This window comes from Flavobacterium sp. (assembly GCF_041911335.1).
Taxonomy (GTDB): Bacteria; Bacteroidota; Bacteroidia; order Flavobacteriales; family Flavobacteriaceae; genus Flavobacterium.
The window spans coordinates 19,252-38,025 of sequence record NZ_JAYRPD010000003.1 but is presented as its reverse complement, the minus strand read 5'-3'; the positions used below and the strand labels follow the sequence as shown (position 1 = coordinate 38,025).

The 18,774-nt window shown below is 34.6% G+C and carries 14 protein-coding genes; 5 read left to right on the top strand and 9 right to left on the bottom strand.

The window, feature by feature from the left end; genetic code table 11:
- Positions 1–287 precede the first annotated feature (287 nt).
- The 3 genes from mscL to ACE3PD_RS00470 form a co-directional block, all read right to left on the bottom strand.
- The gene (gene mscL, locus ACE3PD_RS00480; RefSeq protein WP_231842485.1) at positions 288–659 is read right to left on the bottom strand and encodes a large conductance mechanosensitive channel protein MscL; all 372 of its coding nucleotides are present in this window, start codon (positions 657–659) and stop codon (positions 288–290) included.
- Positions 660–726: 67 nt separating this feature from the next.
- Positions 727–3,171 carry a bifunctional UDP-N-acetylmuramoyl-tripeptide:D-alanyl-D-alanine ligase/alanine racemase gene (locus ACE3PD_RS00475; protein WP_374398552.1) on the bottom strand — a complete coding sequence of 815 codons (2,445 nt, stop codon included), beginning with the start codon at positions 3,169–3,171 and terminating at the stop codon, positions 727–729.
- Position 3,172: 1 nt separating this feature from the next.
- Positions 3,173–3,805, bottom strand: coding sequence for a thymidine kinase (locus tag ACE3PD_RS00470; RefSeq protein WP_291109011.1), 633 nt, complete (start codon positions 3,803–3,805; stop codon positions 3,173–3,175).
- A gap of 101 nt (positions 3,806–3,906) precedes the next feature.
- Between ACE3PD_RS00470 and ACE3PD_RS00465 the strand changes: the two genes are divergently transcribed.
- From ACE3PD_RS00465 to ACE3PD_RS00445, 5 genes are all read left to right on the top strand, one after another.
- Positions 3,907–4,887 (top strand): hypothetical protein, encoded by a 981-nt coding sequence (locus tag ACE3PD_RS00465; protein ID WP_374398549.1) that lies wholly within the window; start codon positions 3,907–3,909, stop codon positions 4,885–4,887.
- A 238-nt stretch (positions 4,888–5,125) separates the two neighbouring features.
- Positions 5,126–5,809 (top strand): 16S rRNA (cytidine(1402)-2'-O)-methyltransferase, encoded by a 684-nt coding sequence (gene rsmI / locus ACE3PD_RS00460; RefSeq protein WP_374398547.1) that lies wholly within the window; start codon positions 5,126–5,128, stop codon positions 5,807–5,809.
- A 305-nt stretch (positions 5,810–6,114) separates the two neighbouring features.
- Positions 6,115–6,537, top strand: a complete 423-nt coding sequence (locus ACE3PD_RS00455; RefSeq protein WP_374398545.1) for an OsmC family protein — start codon at positions 6,115–6,117, stop codon at positions 6,535–6,537.
- A 174-nt stretch (positions 6,538–6,711) separates the two neighbouring features.
- The gene (gene recJ, locus ACE3PD_RS00450; protein ID WP_374398543.1) at positions 6,712–8,412 is read left to right on the top strand and encodes a single-stranded-DNA-specific exonuclease RecJ; all 1,701 of its coding nucleotides are present in this window, start codon (positions 6,712–6,714) and stop codon (positions 8,410–8,412) included.
- Positions 8,405–9,661 (top strand): MFS transporter, encoded by a 1,257-nt coding sequence (locus tag ACE3PD_RS00445; protein WP_374398542.1) that lies wholly within the window; start codon positions 8,405–8,407, stop codon positions 9,659–9,661. The genes recJ and ACE3PD_RS00445 overlap by 8 nt, the downstream gene beginning before the upstream one ends.
- Here ACE3PD_RS00445 and ACE3PD_RS00440 read toward each other — a convergent pair.
- The 6 genes from ACE3PD_RS00440 to ACE3PD_RS00415 form a co-directional block, all read right to left on the bottom strand.
- Positions 9,658–10,398 (bottom strand): UDP-2,3-diacylglucosamine diphosphatase, encoded by a 741-nt coding sequence (locus ACE3PD_RS00440; protein WP_374398540.1) that lies wholly within the window; start codon positions 10,396–10,398, stop codon positions 9,658–9,660. The two genes, ACE3PD_RS00445 and ACE3PD_RS00440, sit on opposite strands and share 4 nt — an antisense overlap.
- 10 nt (positions 10,399–10,408) lie before the next feature.
- Positions 10,409–10,861 carry a 6-carboxytetrahydropterin synthase gene (locus tag ACE3PD_RS00435; RefSeq protein WP_111567447.1) on the bottom strand — a complete coding sequence of 151 codons (453 nt, stop codon included), beginning with the start codon at positions 10,859–10,861 and terminating at the stop codon, positions 10,409–10,411.
- Positions 10,862–10,866: 5 nt separating this feature from the next.
- The gene (locus tag ACE3PD_RS00430) at positions 10,867–11,046 is read right to left on the bottom strand and encodes a hypothetical protein (RefSeq protein WP_374398538.1); all 180 of its coding nucleotides are present in this window, start codon (positions 11,044–11,046) and stop codon (positions 10,867–10,869) included.
- Positions 11,043–11,792 (bottom strand): enoyl-CoA hydratase/isomerase family protein, encoded by a 750-nt coding sequence (locus ACE3PD_RS00425; protein WP_374398536.1) that lies wholly within the window; start codon positions 11,790–11,792, stop codon positions 11,043–11,045. The genes ACE3PD_RS00430 and ACE3PD_RS00425 overlap by 4 nt, the downstream gene beginning before the upstream one ends.
- 6 nt (positions 11,793–11,798) lie before the next feature.
- The gene (locus ACE3PD_RS00420; protein ID WP_374398534.1) at positions 11,799–15,275 is read right to left on the bottom strand and encodes a T9SS type B sorting domain-containing protein; all 3,477 of its coding nucleotides are present in this window, start codon (positions 15,273–15,275) and stop codon (positions 11,799–11,801) included.
- 61 nt (positions 15,276–15,336) lie between these two features.
- On the bottom strand, positions 15,337–18,741 hold the full coding sequence (locus ACE3PD_RS00415) for a hypothetical protein (protein WP_374398532.1): 3,405 nt from the start codon (positions 18,739–18,741) through the stop codon (positions 15,337–15,339).
- Positions 18,742–18,774 lie beyond the last annotated feature (33 nt).

Here is an 18,774-nt window from a genome sequence, read left to right as displayed (position 1 = left end):
TTATTTAAAAAGCATCTAATTCCAATAAGACCAAATAGAAAATTTGAACGAAAAATTGGAAAATACAGGACAAGAACAAAACCAATAGTAACTAAAAATCAAAAGAATAGCTTATGATTTTTTCTTAACTTAATGACATTGCCCGCGCGAATCCCTTCGCGTGGTTCACTGGTAGCACGAAATTGCATTCCGTTCCCACAATCAACATCAAAACAAATCTAATCAATTTCTATCAAAAAAATACCCCGACGAATCGGGGTTTAGAATATATAATGTAGCGGTATCGACTATTTTTTTAATAAATCTCTAATTTCAGCTAACAATTGCTCTTGTGTTGGTCCTGCTGGAGCCGCTGGAGCTGGTTCTTCTTTTTTCTTTGCAGCGTTCATTCCTTTAATAATTAGGAATAATACGAAAGCTACAATTACAAAATTTATTACAGCTGATAAAAACATGCCGTATTTTACACTTCCAAAAGCGGTAAGATCTTCGATTTTAGATAAGTTAGCTGCTTCTAAAGCTGGTTTTAATAACAATGGGGTAAGAACATCTTCAATAAACGAACTTACAATTTTTCCAAATGCTGCTCCAATGATAACTCCAATGGCTAAGTCTACTACATTACCACGCATGGCAAAAGCTTTGAACTCTTTTAACATAATCAGGGATTTTAAAGTTTAAATTTAGTTTTCAGTTTAACGAATATACAAAATTTAAAACAAAATGTTAATTCTTGAAGAAAATTCGTTTCACACGTTGCGAAATTCCAGTTAGAATTTCATAAGGTATCGTGCCAATAACACTAGCCATTTCGGTTACTTTCGGATTTTTTCCAAAAACAATCACTTCATCTCCAGTTTTACATGAAATGTTCGTAACATCCACCATCATCATGTCCATACAAATCGAACCTAAAATGGTTGCTTTTTGATTATTGATGGTAACAAATCCTTTTTCATTGCCCCAAGCTCTGCGAATTCCATCGGCATAACCAATCGGAATCGTAGCGACTTTCATTTTTTGAGTCACTCGAAATCTTCGACTGTAACCAATGCTTTCTTTGGGTGAAACTTCTCTTATTTGGGAAATAATGGTTTTTAAAGTGCTCACATTTTCCAACACTTTCAATTCTTGTTCCGAATTTCCAATGCCATACAAACCAATCCCTAATCGCACCATTTCCATTTGCTTTTCAGCATAATTAAAAATTCCAGAGGTGTTTAAAATATGACGAATTGGTTTTGTTGGCAATACTCTTTCTAATTCGGAATACATCGCATCAAAACGTTGAAATTGCAATTTCGTGAAGTCATCAAGTTGCAAATCATCACTCGCCGCTAAATGGGAAAACACGCTTTTCACCTTAACGAAATTGTTGTTTTTTAGTAAGGAACACAATTCGTCTATCAAATGCGGTTCAAATCCTAAACGATGCATTCCGGTATCCAATTTAATATGAATCGGATAATGCGAAATATTTTGGTGTTGGGCAATTTTTAAAAACGCTTGTAAACCCGTAATCGAATAAATTTCAGGTTCTAAATTATAAGCAATCATGGCTCTAAAACTACTGTTTTCGGGATTTAAAACCATAATTGGAGTCGTAATTCCAGCTTTTCGTAATTCGATGCCTTCATCGGCAAACGCTACGCCTAAATAATCAACTTTATGATGTTCGAGCAATTTCGCAATTTCGTAACCGCCATTTCCGTAGCCAAACGCTTTTACCATCACCATAATTTTGGTTTCTGGTTTTAGTTTGGATTTGTAGAAATTCAAGTTGTGACTAATTGCATCGAGATTGATTTCTAAAATGGTTTCGTGATTTTTCTCTTCCAACAAAACCACAATTTCATGAAAGTTAAATCCGCGAGCACCTTTCACAAGAATAGTTTCGTTTTGAAACGATTGCGTGTTGAATTGCTGTAAAAATTCTTGCGTAGTGGCAAACGAAATCACATTCGGTAAATCGTTCAATTGTTTCCCGATGGTTTCGCCAATGGTAATAATACGCTCGATTTTATTTTTCGAAAGCAGTTGTTTTACTTGATTGTAAAGCGTTTCCACAGCAATTCCGCTCGTGAAAATATCGGATAAAATAATCGTTTTTTTATCGTGTAATTTTTGTTGTTCTAAGAAATCCAACGCAATTTTCAACGATTGATAATCCACCGAATAACTATCGTCGATGACCAAACAATTGTTGATGCCTTTTTTGGCTTGAAGTCTTAATTCTACTGGATATAATTCGGCAACTCGATTTTGGATAAAAGCAATTTCTTCGCCCAAAAACAGCATGAAATTCACGCAAGTAATTACATTTTCAATCGAATTTTCATCCGAAAACGGAATTATTACACTAAAAGTGTTGGTTGCATTTTTAAAAGTTAATTCGGTTTTACCATTTTCATTTTTCTTCGAAACGAAAAGATTCGCGCTTTTATCGGTAAAACTCCAAGTGTGTTTTTGACTATTTTCTGGAAGTAAAGCTTCAATTTTAGCATTTTTTTCCAAAAAGATATCCGAACAATTTTCAAAAAGTTGTATTTTCTCTTTGATTTTTTCTTCACGATTGGCAAAACCTTCATCGTGAACCGAACCAATATTTGTTAAAATGCCGTATTTCGGTTGAATGATGTGTTCTAAATTCGACATTTCATTGGGTAACGAAATTCCAGCTTCAAAAATTCCCAAATCGTAATTTCCTTCAATGGCTAAAATTGATAAAGGAACTCCGACTTGTGAATTATAACTTTTTGGATTTCGAACAATCAAATGATTTGGACTCAACAAAAAATTCAACCATTCTTTTATGATGGTTTTTCCGTTGCTTCCGGTAATTCCCACAAATGGAAAATCGAATTGTTTTCGATAGCCAATCGCAGTTTGTTGTAAAGCTTTTAACGAATTTTCAACGATGATGAAATTCGCTTTTTCGTATACATGTTCTGGAATATATTCGACCACAAAATAACGAACGCCTTTTGCAATCAACTCTTCCAAATACAAATGCGCATCGTGATTTTGTCCTTTGATGGCAAAAAACAAGGTGTTGCTTCCATTTTGCAACGAACGGCTGTCAATCGAAATGTGAGTTGCGGTAAACTCAGTCGAATTTCCGTGAAAAACGCCTTTACAAAACGAAATAATATGAGTTAGGTTGAGGTTCAATTTATTGATTATCGTCTTTTTGCTTGTTTACAATTTCAACATCTTTAACTTCCATGTTTTCACGCATGGCTTTAAAATAGGCTGCACGACTTAGTGGTTCGTATTCTTCGGTTTCGCCAAGCATAACCAATCTTTTATCATCCGATTTTCTAAAACTATAATGCGCTAAATTTCCAGTGCGAGTACAAACCGCGTGCACTTTGGTAACATATTCGGCAGTAGCCATAAGTCCAGGCATCGGTCCGAACGGATTTCCTTTAAAATCCATGTCTAATCCAGCTACAATCACTCGAATTCCTGAATTAGCTAAATCATTACAAACGGCAACAATTTCCTCGTCGAAAAATTGCGCTTCGTCAATACCAACCACATCGCAACCTTGAGCTAAAATTCGAATATTTTCAGCAACAGGAACGGGTGTAGAACGAATTTCATTTTTGTTGTGCGAAACCACCATTTCGTCGTCATATCTAGTATCGACAGCGGGTTTGAAGATTTCTACTTTTTGTTTGGCAAACTGAGCGCGTTTTAGGCGGCGAATTAATTCTTCGGTTTTACCCGAAAACATGGAGCCACAAATTACTTCAATCCAGCCAAATTGTTCTTGTTGATTTACGGTATTTTCGAGAAACATTTTGTATCTTTCGTACGTTAAAAATTATTTTCTGTTACATTTGTAATCAAAACAAAATTATTAAAAAAGTATCGATATATTCAATTCCATCCAATAAAGTTATGAAGAAAAGAGTAAGCGCTGAATTAATCAGTATTGCCCACCGAATTTTAAAGTTAAAAAACCATTCAGAAACGGTTCAATTGCAGCAAGAAGCTAAAAATTTGTACGATCAATTGACGATTTTACGCTTTTATGAAGAGAATTTCGAAATGGTAAAAAACGAAATTTCAGAAGAAGTTTTAGAAGCAAAATTAGAAAGAAAGCAAGCCGATGTTTTTGAACAACCAATTGCTGTTGTAGAAGAAATTGCACCTGAAAAGGAAGTAGTGGTTGAAGCTCCAGTTTCAGAAGAAAATGTGGAAGAAACTCAATTAGAGGAAGAAAAAATTGTAGTGGCGGAGTTAATCGTTGAAGATGATGAAGATGAAGAGGAGGAAGTATTGATTACTTCAATGGAAGAAGAACCAATTGAGGAGGAAATAATCGAAGACGTACCAGTTGTCGATTCCGAAGTTTCGGAACCAAAATTAGAAGAACCAGCGAAACAAATTTCGTTTGAAGATTTATTGGTGCACGATTATCAAGAATTGGATTTTGTAAAAGTGGAAGATGTTCCAGCAGAAGTTGAAAAAGTTACTGAAACTGTTTTTGAAGCTGTAACGCCAGTTGAAGAAGTTAAGGAAGAAGTTCAACCAGAACCTGTTGCTGATTCCGAAGCTTCGGAACCAAAAGTATTAGAAGAAGAAGTAAAAGCAACTTTCGAAAAAGTAAGCCAAGAACCAAAAATCAGTTCGTTAAATGATAGATTGAATAAGGCTATTACTTTTGGCTTAAATGATAGAATTGGATTTGAAAAGAAATTATTTGGTGGTAGTTCGGATGATTTTAACCGTGTGGTTTCGCAATTGAATACCTTTGATAGTTTTGAGGAAGCAAAAGCTTTCGTAGATGATTTCGTAAAACCGGATTATAACAATTGGGAAGGTGCTGAAGAGTTCGAAACGCGTTTCATGGAAATTGTGGAGAAGAAGTTTAGTTAGTTTTTAGTCACAGTCTCAGTTTTCAGTCGCAGATTCCTTTTGGTGAATTCGTGCTAATTAGTGAAATTCGAGTTTTTAGTTTAACCACATAGAAACATAGGTTTTTTATTGTTTGAGTTTTTGTTAGCACGTATAGCTAATGTGTAGAAAATTTATTTTCTAAATTATTCTTTTCAAAATTCAAATATTACTATGTGCCTATGTGTTTTAAAAATCGTGTTAAATTCAACCTGTTTAAATGAGTAAATTATATATCGTCCCAACGCCCATTGGCAATTTAGAAGACATGACTTTTCGTGCGATTAAAGTACTAAAAGAAGTCGATTTAATTTTAGCAGAAGACACGCGTACCAGCGGAAAATTGCTAAAACACTTCGAAATTGCTACGCACATGCACAGCCACCACATGCACAACGAACACAAAACCGTTGAAAATTTGGTAAAGCGCTTACAAGCGGGCGAAACCATTGCTTTAATCAGCGATGCTGGAACTCCAGCCATTTCAGACCCAGGCTTTTTGCTTACGCGCGCATGTGTGGAAAACGGAATTGATGTAGAATGTTTGCCAGGAGCAACTGCTTTTGTGCCGGCTTTGGTGAATAGCGGTTTGCCAAACGATAAATTTGTATTCGAAGGTTTTTTACCCGATAAAAAAGGAAGACAAACCCGATTTTTAGCGTTACAAGAAGAATATCGCACGATGATTTTCTACGTATCGCCACACAAATTAAACAAAACCTTAGCTGAATTTGTACAATATTTCGGAGCTGATAGACCCGTTTCTGTTTCTAGAGAATTATCCAAACTACACGAGGAAACCGTAAGAGGTAACGCCGAAGAAGTTTTAAAACACTTTGAAGCAAAACCAGCTAAAGGAGAAATTGTTGTGGTTGTGGGAGGTTTAATTAAGACGAAAGGATAATGAATTTAAAGAAAATAGGATTATTTCTTTTTGTAATAATTGTGACAAACATTATTATCCACTTTGAACTCATTCCTAATATTCAAATTTTTGCAAATAGTCATTCATCAAATGGAGATTATTTAATGATAATTACTTTTTTGGTTGCTGTAATAAGTTTTATATTTTCTCTATACTTGATTTTTTTCAAGAAAAATAAAAACGGTTTTCTATTATTGTTATTTGCTCTTAATATAGCATTATGGATTCCAAAAATGTTTAGCATTAATTGCAAATTTTGTTCAATGGCATAATATTTAAAAAACATGGAAACACACAACATAACTACCACCTGGAAAGGTAACATGCAATTTGAGTCTACTAACCCAAGTGGCGATATTATTTCAATTGATGCCGGTCCTGAAAATGGAGGAGAAGGAAAAGGCTTGCGTCCAAAAGCGTTGATGTTATCGGCTTTAGCGGGTTGCACCGGTTTAGACGTGGCTTCATTAATGGAAAAAATGAAGTTAGAAGTAACTGATTTTAAAATAGAAACTTCAGGAGAATTAACCGAAGAACATCCTAAAACGTATCACAAAGTAAAAGTGGATTACCATTTTTACGGCAATAATTTAGACGAGAAAAAGCTGGAAAAAGCCGTTAATTTATCCGTAGAAAAATATTGTGGTGTGATGGAAATGTTCCGTCAGTTTGCAAAAGTTGAGGTGGCAATTTTTTATCATAAATAATAAATTTTTGCCACGGATTATAGGATTACCACGGATTTAATCCCTATAATCTGTGTAATCTGTGGCTGAAACAAAAAATATTTATACCTTTGTCATTCAATCATATAAGCCAAAAATAACAGAGTTCAAACGAAAGTTCTGAATTCTAATTTCTAAATTCTAATTTTTAAAACTATGCGTTGGAATCCAAAATCTAAGCCAAATCCAGAAAAAGTACAAGCCATTCAGCAAGCACTTCAAGTAGATGAAATTATTGCGACACTTTTAGTTCAGCGAGGTATTGAAACCTTCGAACAAGCCAAAACCTTTTTTCGTCCCACTTTAGCCGATTTGCACAATCCGTATCTCATGAAAGATATGGACAAAGCTGTTGCGCGAATCGAAAAAGCCATTGCGAACAATGAAAATATTCTAGTTTTCGGTGATTACGATGTTGATGGAACAACCGCTGTTTCCTTAGTTTCTAGTTATTTACGAAGTTTTTATCCGAATGTTGCAACTTACATTCCTGATAGATATGTAGAAGGTTATGGCATTTCCTATATGGGAATTGACTATGCCGAAGACAACGATATTTCCTTAATCATCGCTTTGGATTGTGGTATCAAATCGATTGATCATGTCAATTACGCTAAAGCAAAAAACATCGATTTTATTATTTGCGACCATCACCGACCAGGCGATATTTTGCCTGATGCGGTTGCGGTTTTAGATCCAAAACGAGAAGATTGTTCGTATCCGTATGATGAATTATGTGGTTGCGGTGTCGGATTTAAATTGATTCAGGCTTTAGCCGAAAATCGAAACCAAACCATTGATGATTTGGTGTTGTATTTAGATTTAGTAGCAACAGCAATTGCAGCAGATATTGTTCCGATTACGGGTGAAAATAGAGTTTTGGCGAAATTTGGTTTGGAAGTGATTAATTCGAATCCAAGACCAGGTATAAAAGCGTTGATTCAAAATGTAAAGAAAAAAGTGTTGACGATTACGGATGTCGTTTTCATCGTGGCACCAAGAATCAATGCTGCAGGAAGAATCAAACACGGAAACGAAGCAGTTGCTTTATTAACCGAATACGATTTAGATCAAGCGGAGCAATTTGCATCCGAAATCGAGCAACATAATTCAGACAGAAAAGAATTAGACAAACAAATTACGAAAGAAGCCTTACTTCAAATCGAAGAAAATAACGAGCAAAACCGATTTTCAACCGTTGTGTACCAAGAAAATTGGCACAAAGGTGTTATCGGAATTGTCGCTTCAAGACTTGTAGAGAATTATTATCGCCCAACGATCGTTTTTACGAAAAGTGGTGAAAAATTAGCAGCTTCGGCACGTTCTGTAAAAGATTTTGATATTTATAATGCTTTGGAAGCGTGTGCGGAACATTTGGAGCAATTCGGTGGTCACATGTACGCTGCCGGAATGACACTTTTAGAAAAAAATTACGAAAATTTCAAAAATGCCTTCGAAAAAGTCGTGCAAGAGACCATTCATCCCGATTTGTTGACTCCAGAAATTTCATACGATGCCGAAATCGAATTATCCGAAATTAATCCGAAGTTGATGCGCTTATTGAAGCAATTTGAACCATTCGGACCTGAAAATATGACACCATTATTTTTAGCTAAAAATCTAACTGATTCAGGTTATGCAAAAACATTAGGTTCCGATAACGAACATTTGAAAGCATTTGTAAAAAAAGGAAATTCGGAATCTTTTGGTGCGATTGGTTTTGGATTGGGAAATAAATTAGAGTTAGTTACCAACAAAAATAAATTTGATGCAATTTTCTCTTTGGAAGAAAATGAATGGAAAGATACTGTAACTTTGCAATTGCAACTACGCGATATTAATGCTTCAAATGGCTAAAAAAGACCCATTTTCATCTTTACGAATACGCGAATTTCGCTGGTTTCTAGCCATGCGATTGTTTATTGTATTGGCTTGGTCGATGCAATTTGTATTGATTGAGTGGGAAGTGTATCGCCTCACAAAAGATCCATTATCATTGGGATTAATTGGTTTGATGGAAATCATTCCAGCGATTAGTATGGCATTGTTCGCCGGACACATTGTAGATCAAAACGAGAAGAAAGGTTTGTTGGTCAAATGTTTTTCTGGATTAGCAACAATCAGCGCTTTGTTATGTTTGTTAGTGCATCCGAATTTCATCGAATCTTTTTCAAAAAACACCATTTTATACGGAATTTACGCTTTAGTTTTCGTGGGCGGAATCATACGCGCGTTTTTAATTCCGTCTGTTTTTAGTCTATTGGGATTGATTATTCCGAAAAAAGAGCAACCTAACGCAGCGACATGGAGTAGTTCTACTTGGCAAGTGGCGGCTGTAATTGGACCTGCTTTGGCGGGATTTTCAATTGGTTGGTTTGGCGCATTTTGGTCGTTGATTTTTGTGGTTTTTTGTGTGATTATGGCTTTGGTCGTATTGACACAAATTGAAAGAAAACCGATTTTAAATCCAAAATTAGGCGAACCTATTTTTAAGAGCTTGAAAGAAGGATTGTCGTTCGTTTTTCATTCGAAACCTATTTTGAATGCGATTTCGCTTGATATGTTTGCCGTTTTATTTGGTGGAGCCGTTGCTTTATTGCCCATCTTTGCGCAAGATATTTTAAAAGTAGGTTCGGAAGGATTCGGAATTTTAAGAGCAGCACCAGCTATTGGTGGATTGCTTACGATGTTAATTGCGACATCGATTCCATTACATCAAAAAGCAGGTAAAAAGTTATTATTAGCTGTTTTCGGATTCGGAATTTGTATTATTGTTTTCGGATTATCGACTAACTTTTGGCTATCGTTCGTAGCTTTATTCTTGAGCGGTGTAACAGATGGAATTTCAGTAGTCATTCGACAAACCATTCTTCAAATTTACACACCAGATCACATGCGAGGACGTGTGTCTTCTGTTAATTCAATTTTCGTGGGTTCATCTAATGAACTTGGTGCATTTGAAAGTGGCTTGGCTTCCAAAATCATGGGAGTAGTTCCTGCCGTGGTTTTTGGAGGAATGATGACATTAGGGATTGTGGGAGTTACGGCTGCGGCATCACCAAAATTTAGAGAATTGGATATCGAAAAAGATTTAGAAACGATTTAATTTTTGAATTCTTTCAATTCCATTTTTTCTCCATCAAAAACACCATAGGTGAAGTAACCTATCCAATCACCTAAATTCACATATTTAGAATTTTCGGTTAATTCGATTTCTAATGGTAAATGTCGATGACCAAAAACGAAGTAATTATACTTTTTAGTTTCTAATTTTCGTTTGCAGTATTGTACTAGCCATTCGTTGTCTTCTCCTAAATATTTAACGTCTTCTACGCCAGAAATCAGTTTATTTTTTACGGATAAATATTGGGCTAATTTCACGCCAATATCTGGGTGTAACCAACGAAATAACCATTTCGAAAACGGGTTGGTAAACACTTTTTTCATTCTTTTATAACCCATATCACCTGGACCTTTTCCATCTCCATGACCAATTAAGAATGTTTTATCGTTAAAAGTAAATTCTTGATTATCATGATAAACAGGAATGTTTAACTCTTTTTGAAAATAATCGCCCATCCATAAATCATGATTTCCAACGAAGAAATAAATTGGAATACCAGAGTCTTTTATTTCGGCTAATTTCCCCAAAACTCTAACGAATCCTTTTGGGACAACTGTTTTATATTCGAACCAAAAATCGAATAAATCTCCTAACAAGAAAATCGCATCAGCATCTTGCTTAATGATATCAAGCCATTGAATGAATTTTTGTTCTCTTGGAAAACTTAATTCAGAAGTTGGAGCGCCAAAGTGCTGATCGGATGCGAAGTAGATTTTCATGGGAATTAGTTTATTCATTATCAGAAGCGTACCACTCAGCAAAAGAAGTTTCCGTTTCTTGCAATCTTAAAGAATGTAGTTTTATATTTTCAGGTAAAAGATTTTTAATTTTATTAGAAAAATCAATTACCATATTTTCGCTAGTAGGTTGGTAATCAACTAAAATCACATCATGTCCTCTTGATTTTAATTCATGTGCTAACTCTATATGAGGTGTGTTTTTGTTGAAAACAGTAGCGTGATCAAAAACATCTACAATTTGTTCTTTTACAATTTTTTTTAAATCGCCAAAGTCAATCACCATTCCGTATTTTACATTTGAAGTATCCTTTATAGGTTTTCCGATTACGGTAACAGATAGTTTGTAACTATGACCGTGAACGTTTTTACACTTTCCGTCATAACCATAAAGTGCATGGCCTGTTTCAAAGTTAAATTGTTTGGTAATTCTTATGTTTGACATGTTTTCTATTTTATGTTTTGTTCTCTTTTTTTAGCTCTGTAATAAAGTGCATAAGCTATTCCAGCTAATACTAAGAAAGGGATAAAAGACCCAATAAGTACACCAATTTGATATTGACCATCAGGAGCCTCTTTTAGTTTTTGCTCAACATTTACTTGTTGTAAAAAAAGTATTAAACTTCTCATTTTTTAAATTTTTTTAATGCGTTTTTTGTAAAGTCAGATAAAACTAAGCGTCCAGATATAGCAGCTCTCTCATAAAGTAGGCTGTCCCAATCATTTGTTCCTTCCCATAATACTTTTTTGATTTCAAACAAAGCATCATAATTATAAGACGCAAGCTCATTTGTATATTCATCAAGTCTTTTGTCTAATTCTTCTATCGAGTCAAAAATTTCTGAATATAATCCCTTTTCAAAAGCCCATTTTGACGTTTTCCAAGCGGTTGGGTTTAGTGTCATTTCAGACATCGCCATTTTTCCAATTTTCCTTGAAACCGCAGGTTCAATTACGAAAGGTCCAATTCCAATAGCAATTTCGGAGAGTTTTACATCACTTTTATTTGTCGCAAAAGCGTAATCACATGCAGCAGCAAGTCCAACTCCACCTCCAACAGCTTTTCCATGAATTCTGCCAATAATTAATTTTGGACATCTTCTCATGGCATTAATTACATTGGCAAATCCAGAAAAAAATCTACTTCCTTCTTCGTAGTTGCTTATTGAAAATAGTTCGTCAAAAGAGGCTCCCGCGCAAAATGCTCCTGTTCCAGCGCTTTTTAAAACAATTATGGATACCGCTTCATTTTTACTCAAAAGGTTAATTTCATCAGTTAGATTTTGCAACAAAACGCTTGGGAACGAATTACTTGATGGGTGAAAAAAAGTAATTGTAGCAATATTGTTTTGTATAAAAGTTTCAATAGAACCCATTGTAAATTATCGTTTTAATGTAAAGTGAGATTTGAATTCTTTTTGGATGTTGTCCTCTATATATACAACTTTAAACCAATAGTCTGTTGAAGGTAATAATTCACCATTAAATGTTCCGTCCCAACCCGTACTTGATGGGCTAATTTGTTTTATCAGTTTACCATAACGGTCAAAAATCGAAATTAAACCATTGTAGTCTTCAGGTAAATTAATATTCCAACGATCATTGTAGCCATCTCCATTAGGCGTAAAATAGTTTGGATAGGTAATAGTTTGAATGGTATTAGTCATAAGTAATCCACAACCTTGAATGTCTCTCACGTATATAGTGTAAGATCCATTAGGTAGGCTTGTAAAAATTGGACTAGATTGCCAATCTATTGCGTTCAAACTGTATTCGTAAACTCCAAATCCTCCTACAGGAATAGCTTGAATAGTAGCTAATCCAGAAGAAAAAGCAGGAGTCATTAATTCAGCAGTTACGCTTTCAGGTTCAGATGAGAAAGTTGTACTTACACTATCTGTAAAAGTACAAGAAGTATCTAAATTAGTTACCGTTACACTATAAGTTCCCGGAGCTGTGATGTTGTATGTTGCAATATTACCATTTGGGTTTGCGGGTGACCAAACATAAGAGTAATTTCCAGGAGTTGTTGGTGTAGCATTTATGACTTGTGAACCAATTCCTGTAACAGGATCAATACAAATAACAAAATCATCACCCAAGTTTGTGTCAGGTAAAGGATTTACGATTAATTTTAAAAAAGGTCCTAAACCAGCGCATTCAAATAGATTACTTTCAATACGCACCCAAATAAGTTGATCATTAGGAATGGTATTTCTAAAATTAGTAATATCTACAATTGCATTTTGTTCTGTTTCTGCATCTGTTTGGTTCAAATAATACGTGTAAGTATAAGATTGTCCTGCTGGAAATTGATTGGTTAATACAGGTTCAATTTCAGTTAAATTAAAATAGCTAATGCCATCACCGTCAGGATCAGTGTTGCTTAAATAATCATCACATACGTCATCAAGAGTGTATCTAAATGTTTGAGGAATTGTTGTAGCAGAAACGACTAAATTTACTCTTGAAGTTCTAAAACAACCATTTGAGTTTGTAATCCTTGCCCAAACCAAACTACCATTAGAACCATTAAATGCAATTTCATTTGAAACAACATCGTTATTGTTTTCTGCTCCAGCTAAACTGTTGTGATAAGTGAAAGTCAGCCCAGTATCTGTAGAAATTAAAATATTAGCTTGGGTTAAATTAAATGTTGTAGTTGCATCAGAATCAGTATCACATTGTTTTAGAGTTACTATGGAATTTACAACAGGTTTTGGATTAACAACCAAATTAAATGAAGCGGTGAAATAACACCCAGTGGTTATATTTGTTAAACGAACATGAATAATTCCATTTCCTGAATAAATTGAGTTTATACTGTTGTTTCCTGCTAAAGCTTCATTTACATCAACATGATAAGTAATTGTGTGATTTGGAATTAGAACTGCAATTTCTGCATTTTTTTGAGTTAAATCAAAAGTTACTAGTCCATTTGTGTCATCACCATCCAGATTGTTATCACATAAGCTAAAGTCAGATATAGCGGGTGGTGTTGGGATTGAATTATTAGTAACCGTAATACTCGCAGAAACTTGATCACAAGCACCATTAGCAGCTATTGTGTAGGTATAAATTCCAGACAAATCAACAGCTGGATTAAATATACTTGTTCCAGAAGAAAGCGCTGGTGACCAAGTACCTCCAAGTGTTATATTATTTCCAAGTAATGTAAATAAGTCAATTGGATTTGCATTTACACAGGTGGAATAGGTTGTGCTAGTTCCCACATTAGGAGCTTGTTCAATAGTAACACTAACTTTTATTGGAGGAAAAGTGGTTAAAATCGAATTACAGTCTTTTGTGAATTCATAAAAATACTCACCTGCAACATTTATAGCAGGGTCAAAAACGTTATTATTCAAAGGAGCACCGCCCGCAGGAACAGTCCATGTTCCATTTTCTCCGGGATTACCCGTTATAGCTTCTAAAAGATTTATAGCCTCATTTGAACAAACGGCAACATCTGTGTCTTCTGGATTACTTCCAAATCCTGAGTAATATCCAGCAAATCCGGAAGTAATTCCTTGACCTGGATTATTAGGATTACTTCCATAACCAAAAACTCCAACTGCTAAAGGTCCAGTTGATTGAATATTTACATTGTTGTTAACATTTGAAATTCTATAAGTTACCCAGTCGGTGTTTCCTTGTACTATTTGAGCTTGTGTTGGAGATATAGCTGTCCCGTTTAATGTTACAGAAGCTGAAGCATAAGTTAAAACCATTAAATCAGCTGTATATGATGTTCCGCCAATTCTATTTACATCTGGAATATTTACTGAGTTTTGAAAAAAACAGCTCAAAGGTGGAATGAAATTTAAACCGGCTGTCGCAGTGTCATTACCACCACCTAGTAATTGATAAGCATAAACGTTTTTTGAAGTTCTTACATAAATATTTCGATTAGTTGTTCCCTGATAGTAAGAGTTGTCAACTAAAAAGTAATCACCTGCATTTATGGTTGTTACAGGAGAAGCTGATCCGTTTATAAAAATTTCAGTATTATCTTCATTGGCTACGATAAGTGGTAGCTCCATAGAGGGTAATCCGTTACCTTCAATAAAAATATATTCGTTTCCAATTTTTGATGATGAAACAATTTGGTCTAAAGCAAAATCCGCATAATTTGTTTCTATGCCTCCCAATGCATTTCCTGAATTAACGGCAACTGGTTTGTCAGACGTAATTAATGCTCCGATAGCACCATCTAAGTTTACTGGGTTGTCACTGTAACCCGAAAAAATTATACTTTGCCCAGCATTCAAAACAAAACTCTGAGAACTAGGATTGATGGTCCCTGCACCAGAAACAAAAGTTACATTAGCATCATATCCTGAAAGCGTAACATTTGTGTTGTTTTCTGTAGCCATTATACTTGTAACAAAAGATTTTCGCGGATCGAATCTTTCATTTATAATGTGTCCTAATCTAAAACTTGTCCCAATTCCAGGCTTTCCTTTTGAAACCAACATTTCGGCATGATTTGTTGATCTAACCCTAAAACTTGCATAAAAATCCTTTGTGCCTTCTAAAATTATTCCGCTATCATTTAAAACGATATTCACATCTTCTATGCCAACAAACATTTTTGTACCTTGGCCAAAACCTAAATCAATAGTTACAGGACTGGCAGCAGATAGAGTGTAAGGGCTAGATCCAATAGGATTTCCTGCACCATCTGTTACTCTAACTTGAAAAGGAGTAGTTTCTTGAGTAGATAAGTATAAATAATGGTCAGCAACAGAAGATGCGTCTCTACAATGTAAAGGCGGAATCCAGTGTTTGTTACTTAATTGACTAAAACCAGTGTTTAAAAATAAAATTAAAAAAAATTGTATTAAGAAATTCTTCATTATAATTGAATATATAAGCCAGTAAAATTAAATAGAATAGTAGAATTAATCTAAATATTAACTAAAAAAATGCTCTTAATTGAACATTTCCAGTATGAATGGTTTTACTTGTCTCACTATTTCTGCCTTGATAATTGACATTTACATCTAAATATTGTGTCAAATTTTTCTGTAAAAGTAAGCGCCACGTTTGATTTTTTCCGGGTTGTAAACCTTCTAACATTTGAAATCCTACTGCAGATAACGCATTGCCATTGAAACTATTGTTATACATCGAAAATTCGCCATTCATACTAAATCCTTTTTCGCTGTTGAAGGTAAAAGAGGTTCCCAAACGAGTTTGTGTTAAAGTTTCAGAAGCTCCTATTTGATTTTCTTTTTGTTGGTATTCATAAAAAATGTCCCAACTCGCATTTTTCGAAAACAAATAGCCAATTTTCGGTTCTACTTGATAACTTTCAATTTCAAAATTTCTATTTTGAAAATTTTCGGAGTTAGAAGCCGTTTTCGTTGTACTAGTTGAAAAATTAAACAACCAACTTTTCTTAACCAAATGCTGATATTGCAACTGATGCGATTGATTTTTAGCTGCAACGCTTCCTGCTGAAAGTAAATTTTGACTTTCATTAATTAAAAAGGAATAGGTAGTGGAATGATGTTGTTTACCGCGATTAAAAAACAAACTATTTCTAAAATTCGTGTTCAAACCAATCAATTCATCATCATTTTTTGAAAACGGATTCAAGTCGAAATTAGAACCATCTCTTCGAATTCTTCGTTCTATTAAAAAAGATGTTTGATTGTAAAAGTAAGAAGCAAATTTCTTCAAACCTTTCTCATTTTGCCATTGGTTAAAATTAAAGTTCAACGCTTGCGAAAATCGGTTTTGATGGGTTCTTACAAAGACTTGATTTGGTAAAAATACGCGGACATAAATCGCTAAATCGGGAAATGGAGCAACTTCAAACTCTTGCAATTCCTGAATTCCATTGCCATTGTAATCGTTCCACATATAAACGCCTTGACCAGGTTCTACTTGCAAATAGGTAAATTCTTGTTGGGCAATCGTTCCAGAACTTGTTTCATAGGCCGTTGTTGTCTGAATTAATTGTCCAAAATACCTATCGGAATATAAAATTCGGGAATTCAATGAAGGTTCATTTTCTTTGTTTGTATCTTCATATTTCAAGGTGCGATAATTCAAAAACACACTCAAATTACTTTTTTCGGTTTTGATCAGTTGCGATTTTAAATAATACGAATTCGAATGATTTACGCGCTCAATTCGGTAGTTTTGCAAACTATCATTCTGACGTTGTAAAAATCTCAATTCCACAAAAACCTTTGTAGAATCACCTCTTCCTACAAAAGCACCATATTCTAAAAAGCGTTGGCTCAAGGACGAAAAAGAGTTCGTTGCTTTTAGTTTTTCCGAATTATCTTCCAAATTTACTGTAGCACCTACCCAATTTTTACCCAATTTATAAGACGAACGATTTTCGCTTCGAGCAAAAGACGAATTAGAAAGTTCGGAATCGCTTTTCATAGCACTTGAATTACTCCAAATCATCCAATTTTTCGTAGCATATCTTCCCGAAATCGTATGTCTATTTCCTGAAAAAGAGTTGCCAAAAGCTAAATTTTCAAACTGATAAATCGCTTTTCCTTTGTTGTCGAAATTAAAATCCAATCCCGAAGTTAAGATACTTTGATTACCAATTAAAGGCGAAGTTATGTTCCAATCGCGATTAAATTCGATATTAAACAAACGTTCAATTGGTTTGAAGTTTTCTCGAATGAGTTGATAATTTGTAAACGCATCAATTTTAGTTTTTTTATCAAAAATACGTTGTTTGCCATTGAATTTTCCAGCAAAACCTCTGTTGTTGGTATCGTCTAAATTCGAATATAAATTTTGGTCGCTGTTACTTAATGCTACTTCAAAATCTAAAAGTGTTTTCTCATTTGGATTGTATTTTCCTAATACCGTAGCCATTTGAATTTTTGTTGGAGCAATCAAACGGATTATCGGTTCGTAATTTCCTTGCGGAATTCCAGCTATTGGCTCGACATATTCATAAATTTTCCCAACGGCTTGATTATTCGCTAAAATGTAATTCCCTTGATTATTTCCAACTAATGAAAAACGAACATTGTACAATTCGTCATTTGGATTGTTCGAATATTCAAAGACTTCAACGCCACTAATCAATACTTTTCGATACAAAATTTTATTTTCGGAATACGTATCTAAATACGCTGAAGGGCCATTCATTTGAGAAATGTCGTCGCCTACGTTTTGCAAAATAGTAATTTGTTCTTGAGATAAATTTTGTTGTAATGGCTGATTTTTTACATCACTTTCCGAATATAAATAACCGCCAATTTGCCAATTTTCTCGCTCGTGTGAAATCCCGCCATACGTGATAAATCGCGTGTAATTTCTATCAGTATATTGATATTCGACGTTGATTCGCATTTCGGAAGTAATCGGAAATAAAGAAGTGAAGATAATTTCTCCTGCGTTGTAATCGATAATGTAATCGTTGTTTTCGCCACGCGTTTTCAAAATTCCGTTGACATAAACCCGTTCCGAACCTGAAATTACTAAAACATATAATTCGTTATTATTTCCACGCAATTTATACGGACCTTGATTGCCTTCTTGTCCAGTAAAAGTACTTCTTGCGTATTGACCACGCACCAAAGCTCCCGAAGCAACCACTTCGGTTTTTTTATCTGGTGTTCCAAAGGTAAAACGAGTTGCTAAACCTTGTACTTTTTTGTTGAAATTTAAGAAAGCAGATTTTCGATTTTCCAGAAATAAATCCCCGGCTCGAATGTTCCATTTATCCGAAAATAATTCGATAAAAATTTGGTCAAATTCGTCTAGTTTTTGAGAATAACCGCCTTCTTGCAACGGAATATTACTGTCTTGAATTGAAGCACGCAAACTCACTTTATCCGAAATTTTTCCTGTGATTTGTAAATCTAAATTGGAATTCACTACCGTGTTTTGATTGTTTCCAACCGTAACACCACGCGTGATACTTCCCGAAGTATTCAATCCGTCGAAAGGCTTAAATTGGGTGTTTTTTTCTTTTTTGAAAACGACTAATTTTCCCGCTTCGTTTGAAACTACTTTGTCGTCATCGTAAATGGAATAGGTTTTGGTTAAAAAATCAGGAAATTTCGAATAACGAACCACTAGCGAATCAGAACCGCTTATTTCTTTGGTAAAAACTACCGTTCCTTTTTGGAAATTTACTTTGTAAAAACTGGTGTCGATGGCTTTTCCATTTTTGTCTTTGATTTCAAAAAAGGAATTGTTTAAACTGAATTTTTCAATTGAAATTGTATCTTTTGAAAACGCAATTTTTTTAGTTGGATACGATTGCAACGTTTCCTGAGCAAAACCGCCCAAAAAACACAACAGAAATCCCGCTAAAAAAACAATTTTTTGCATAAATACTATAACTCCGAATCTTCAAAAGTAGTA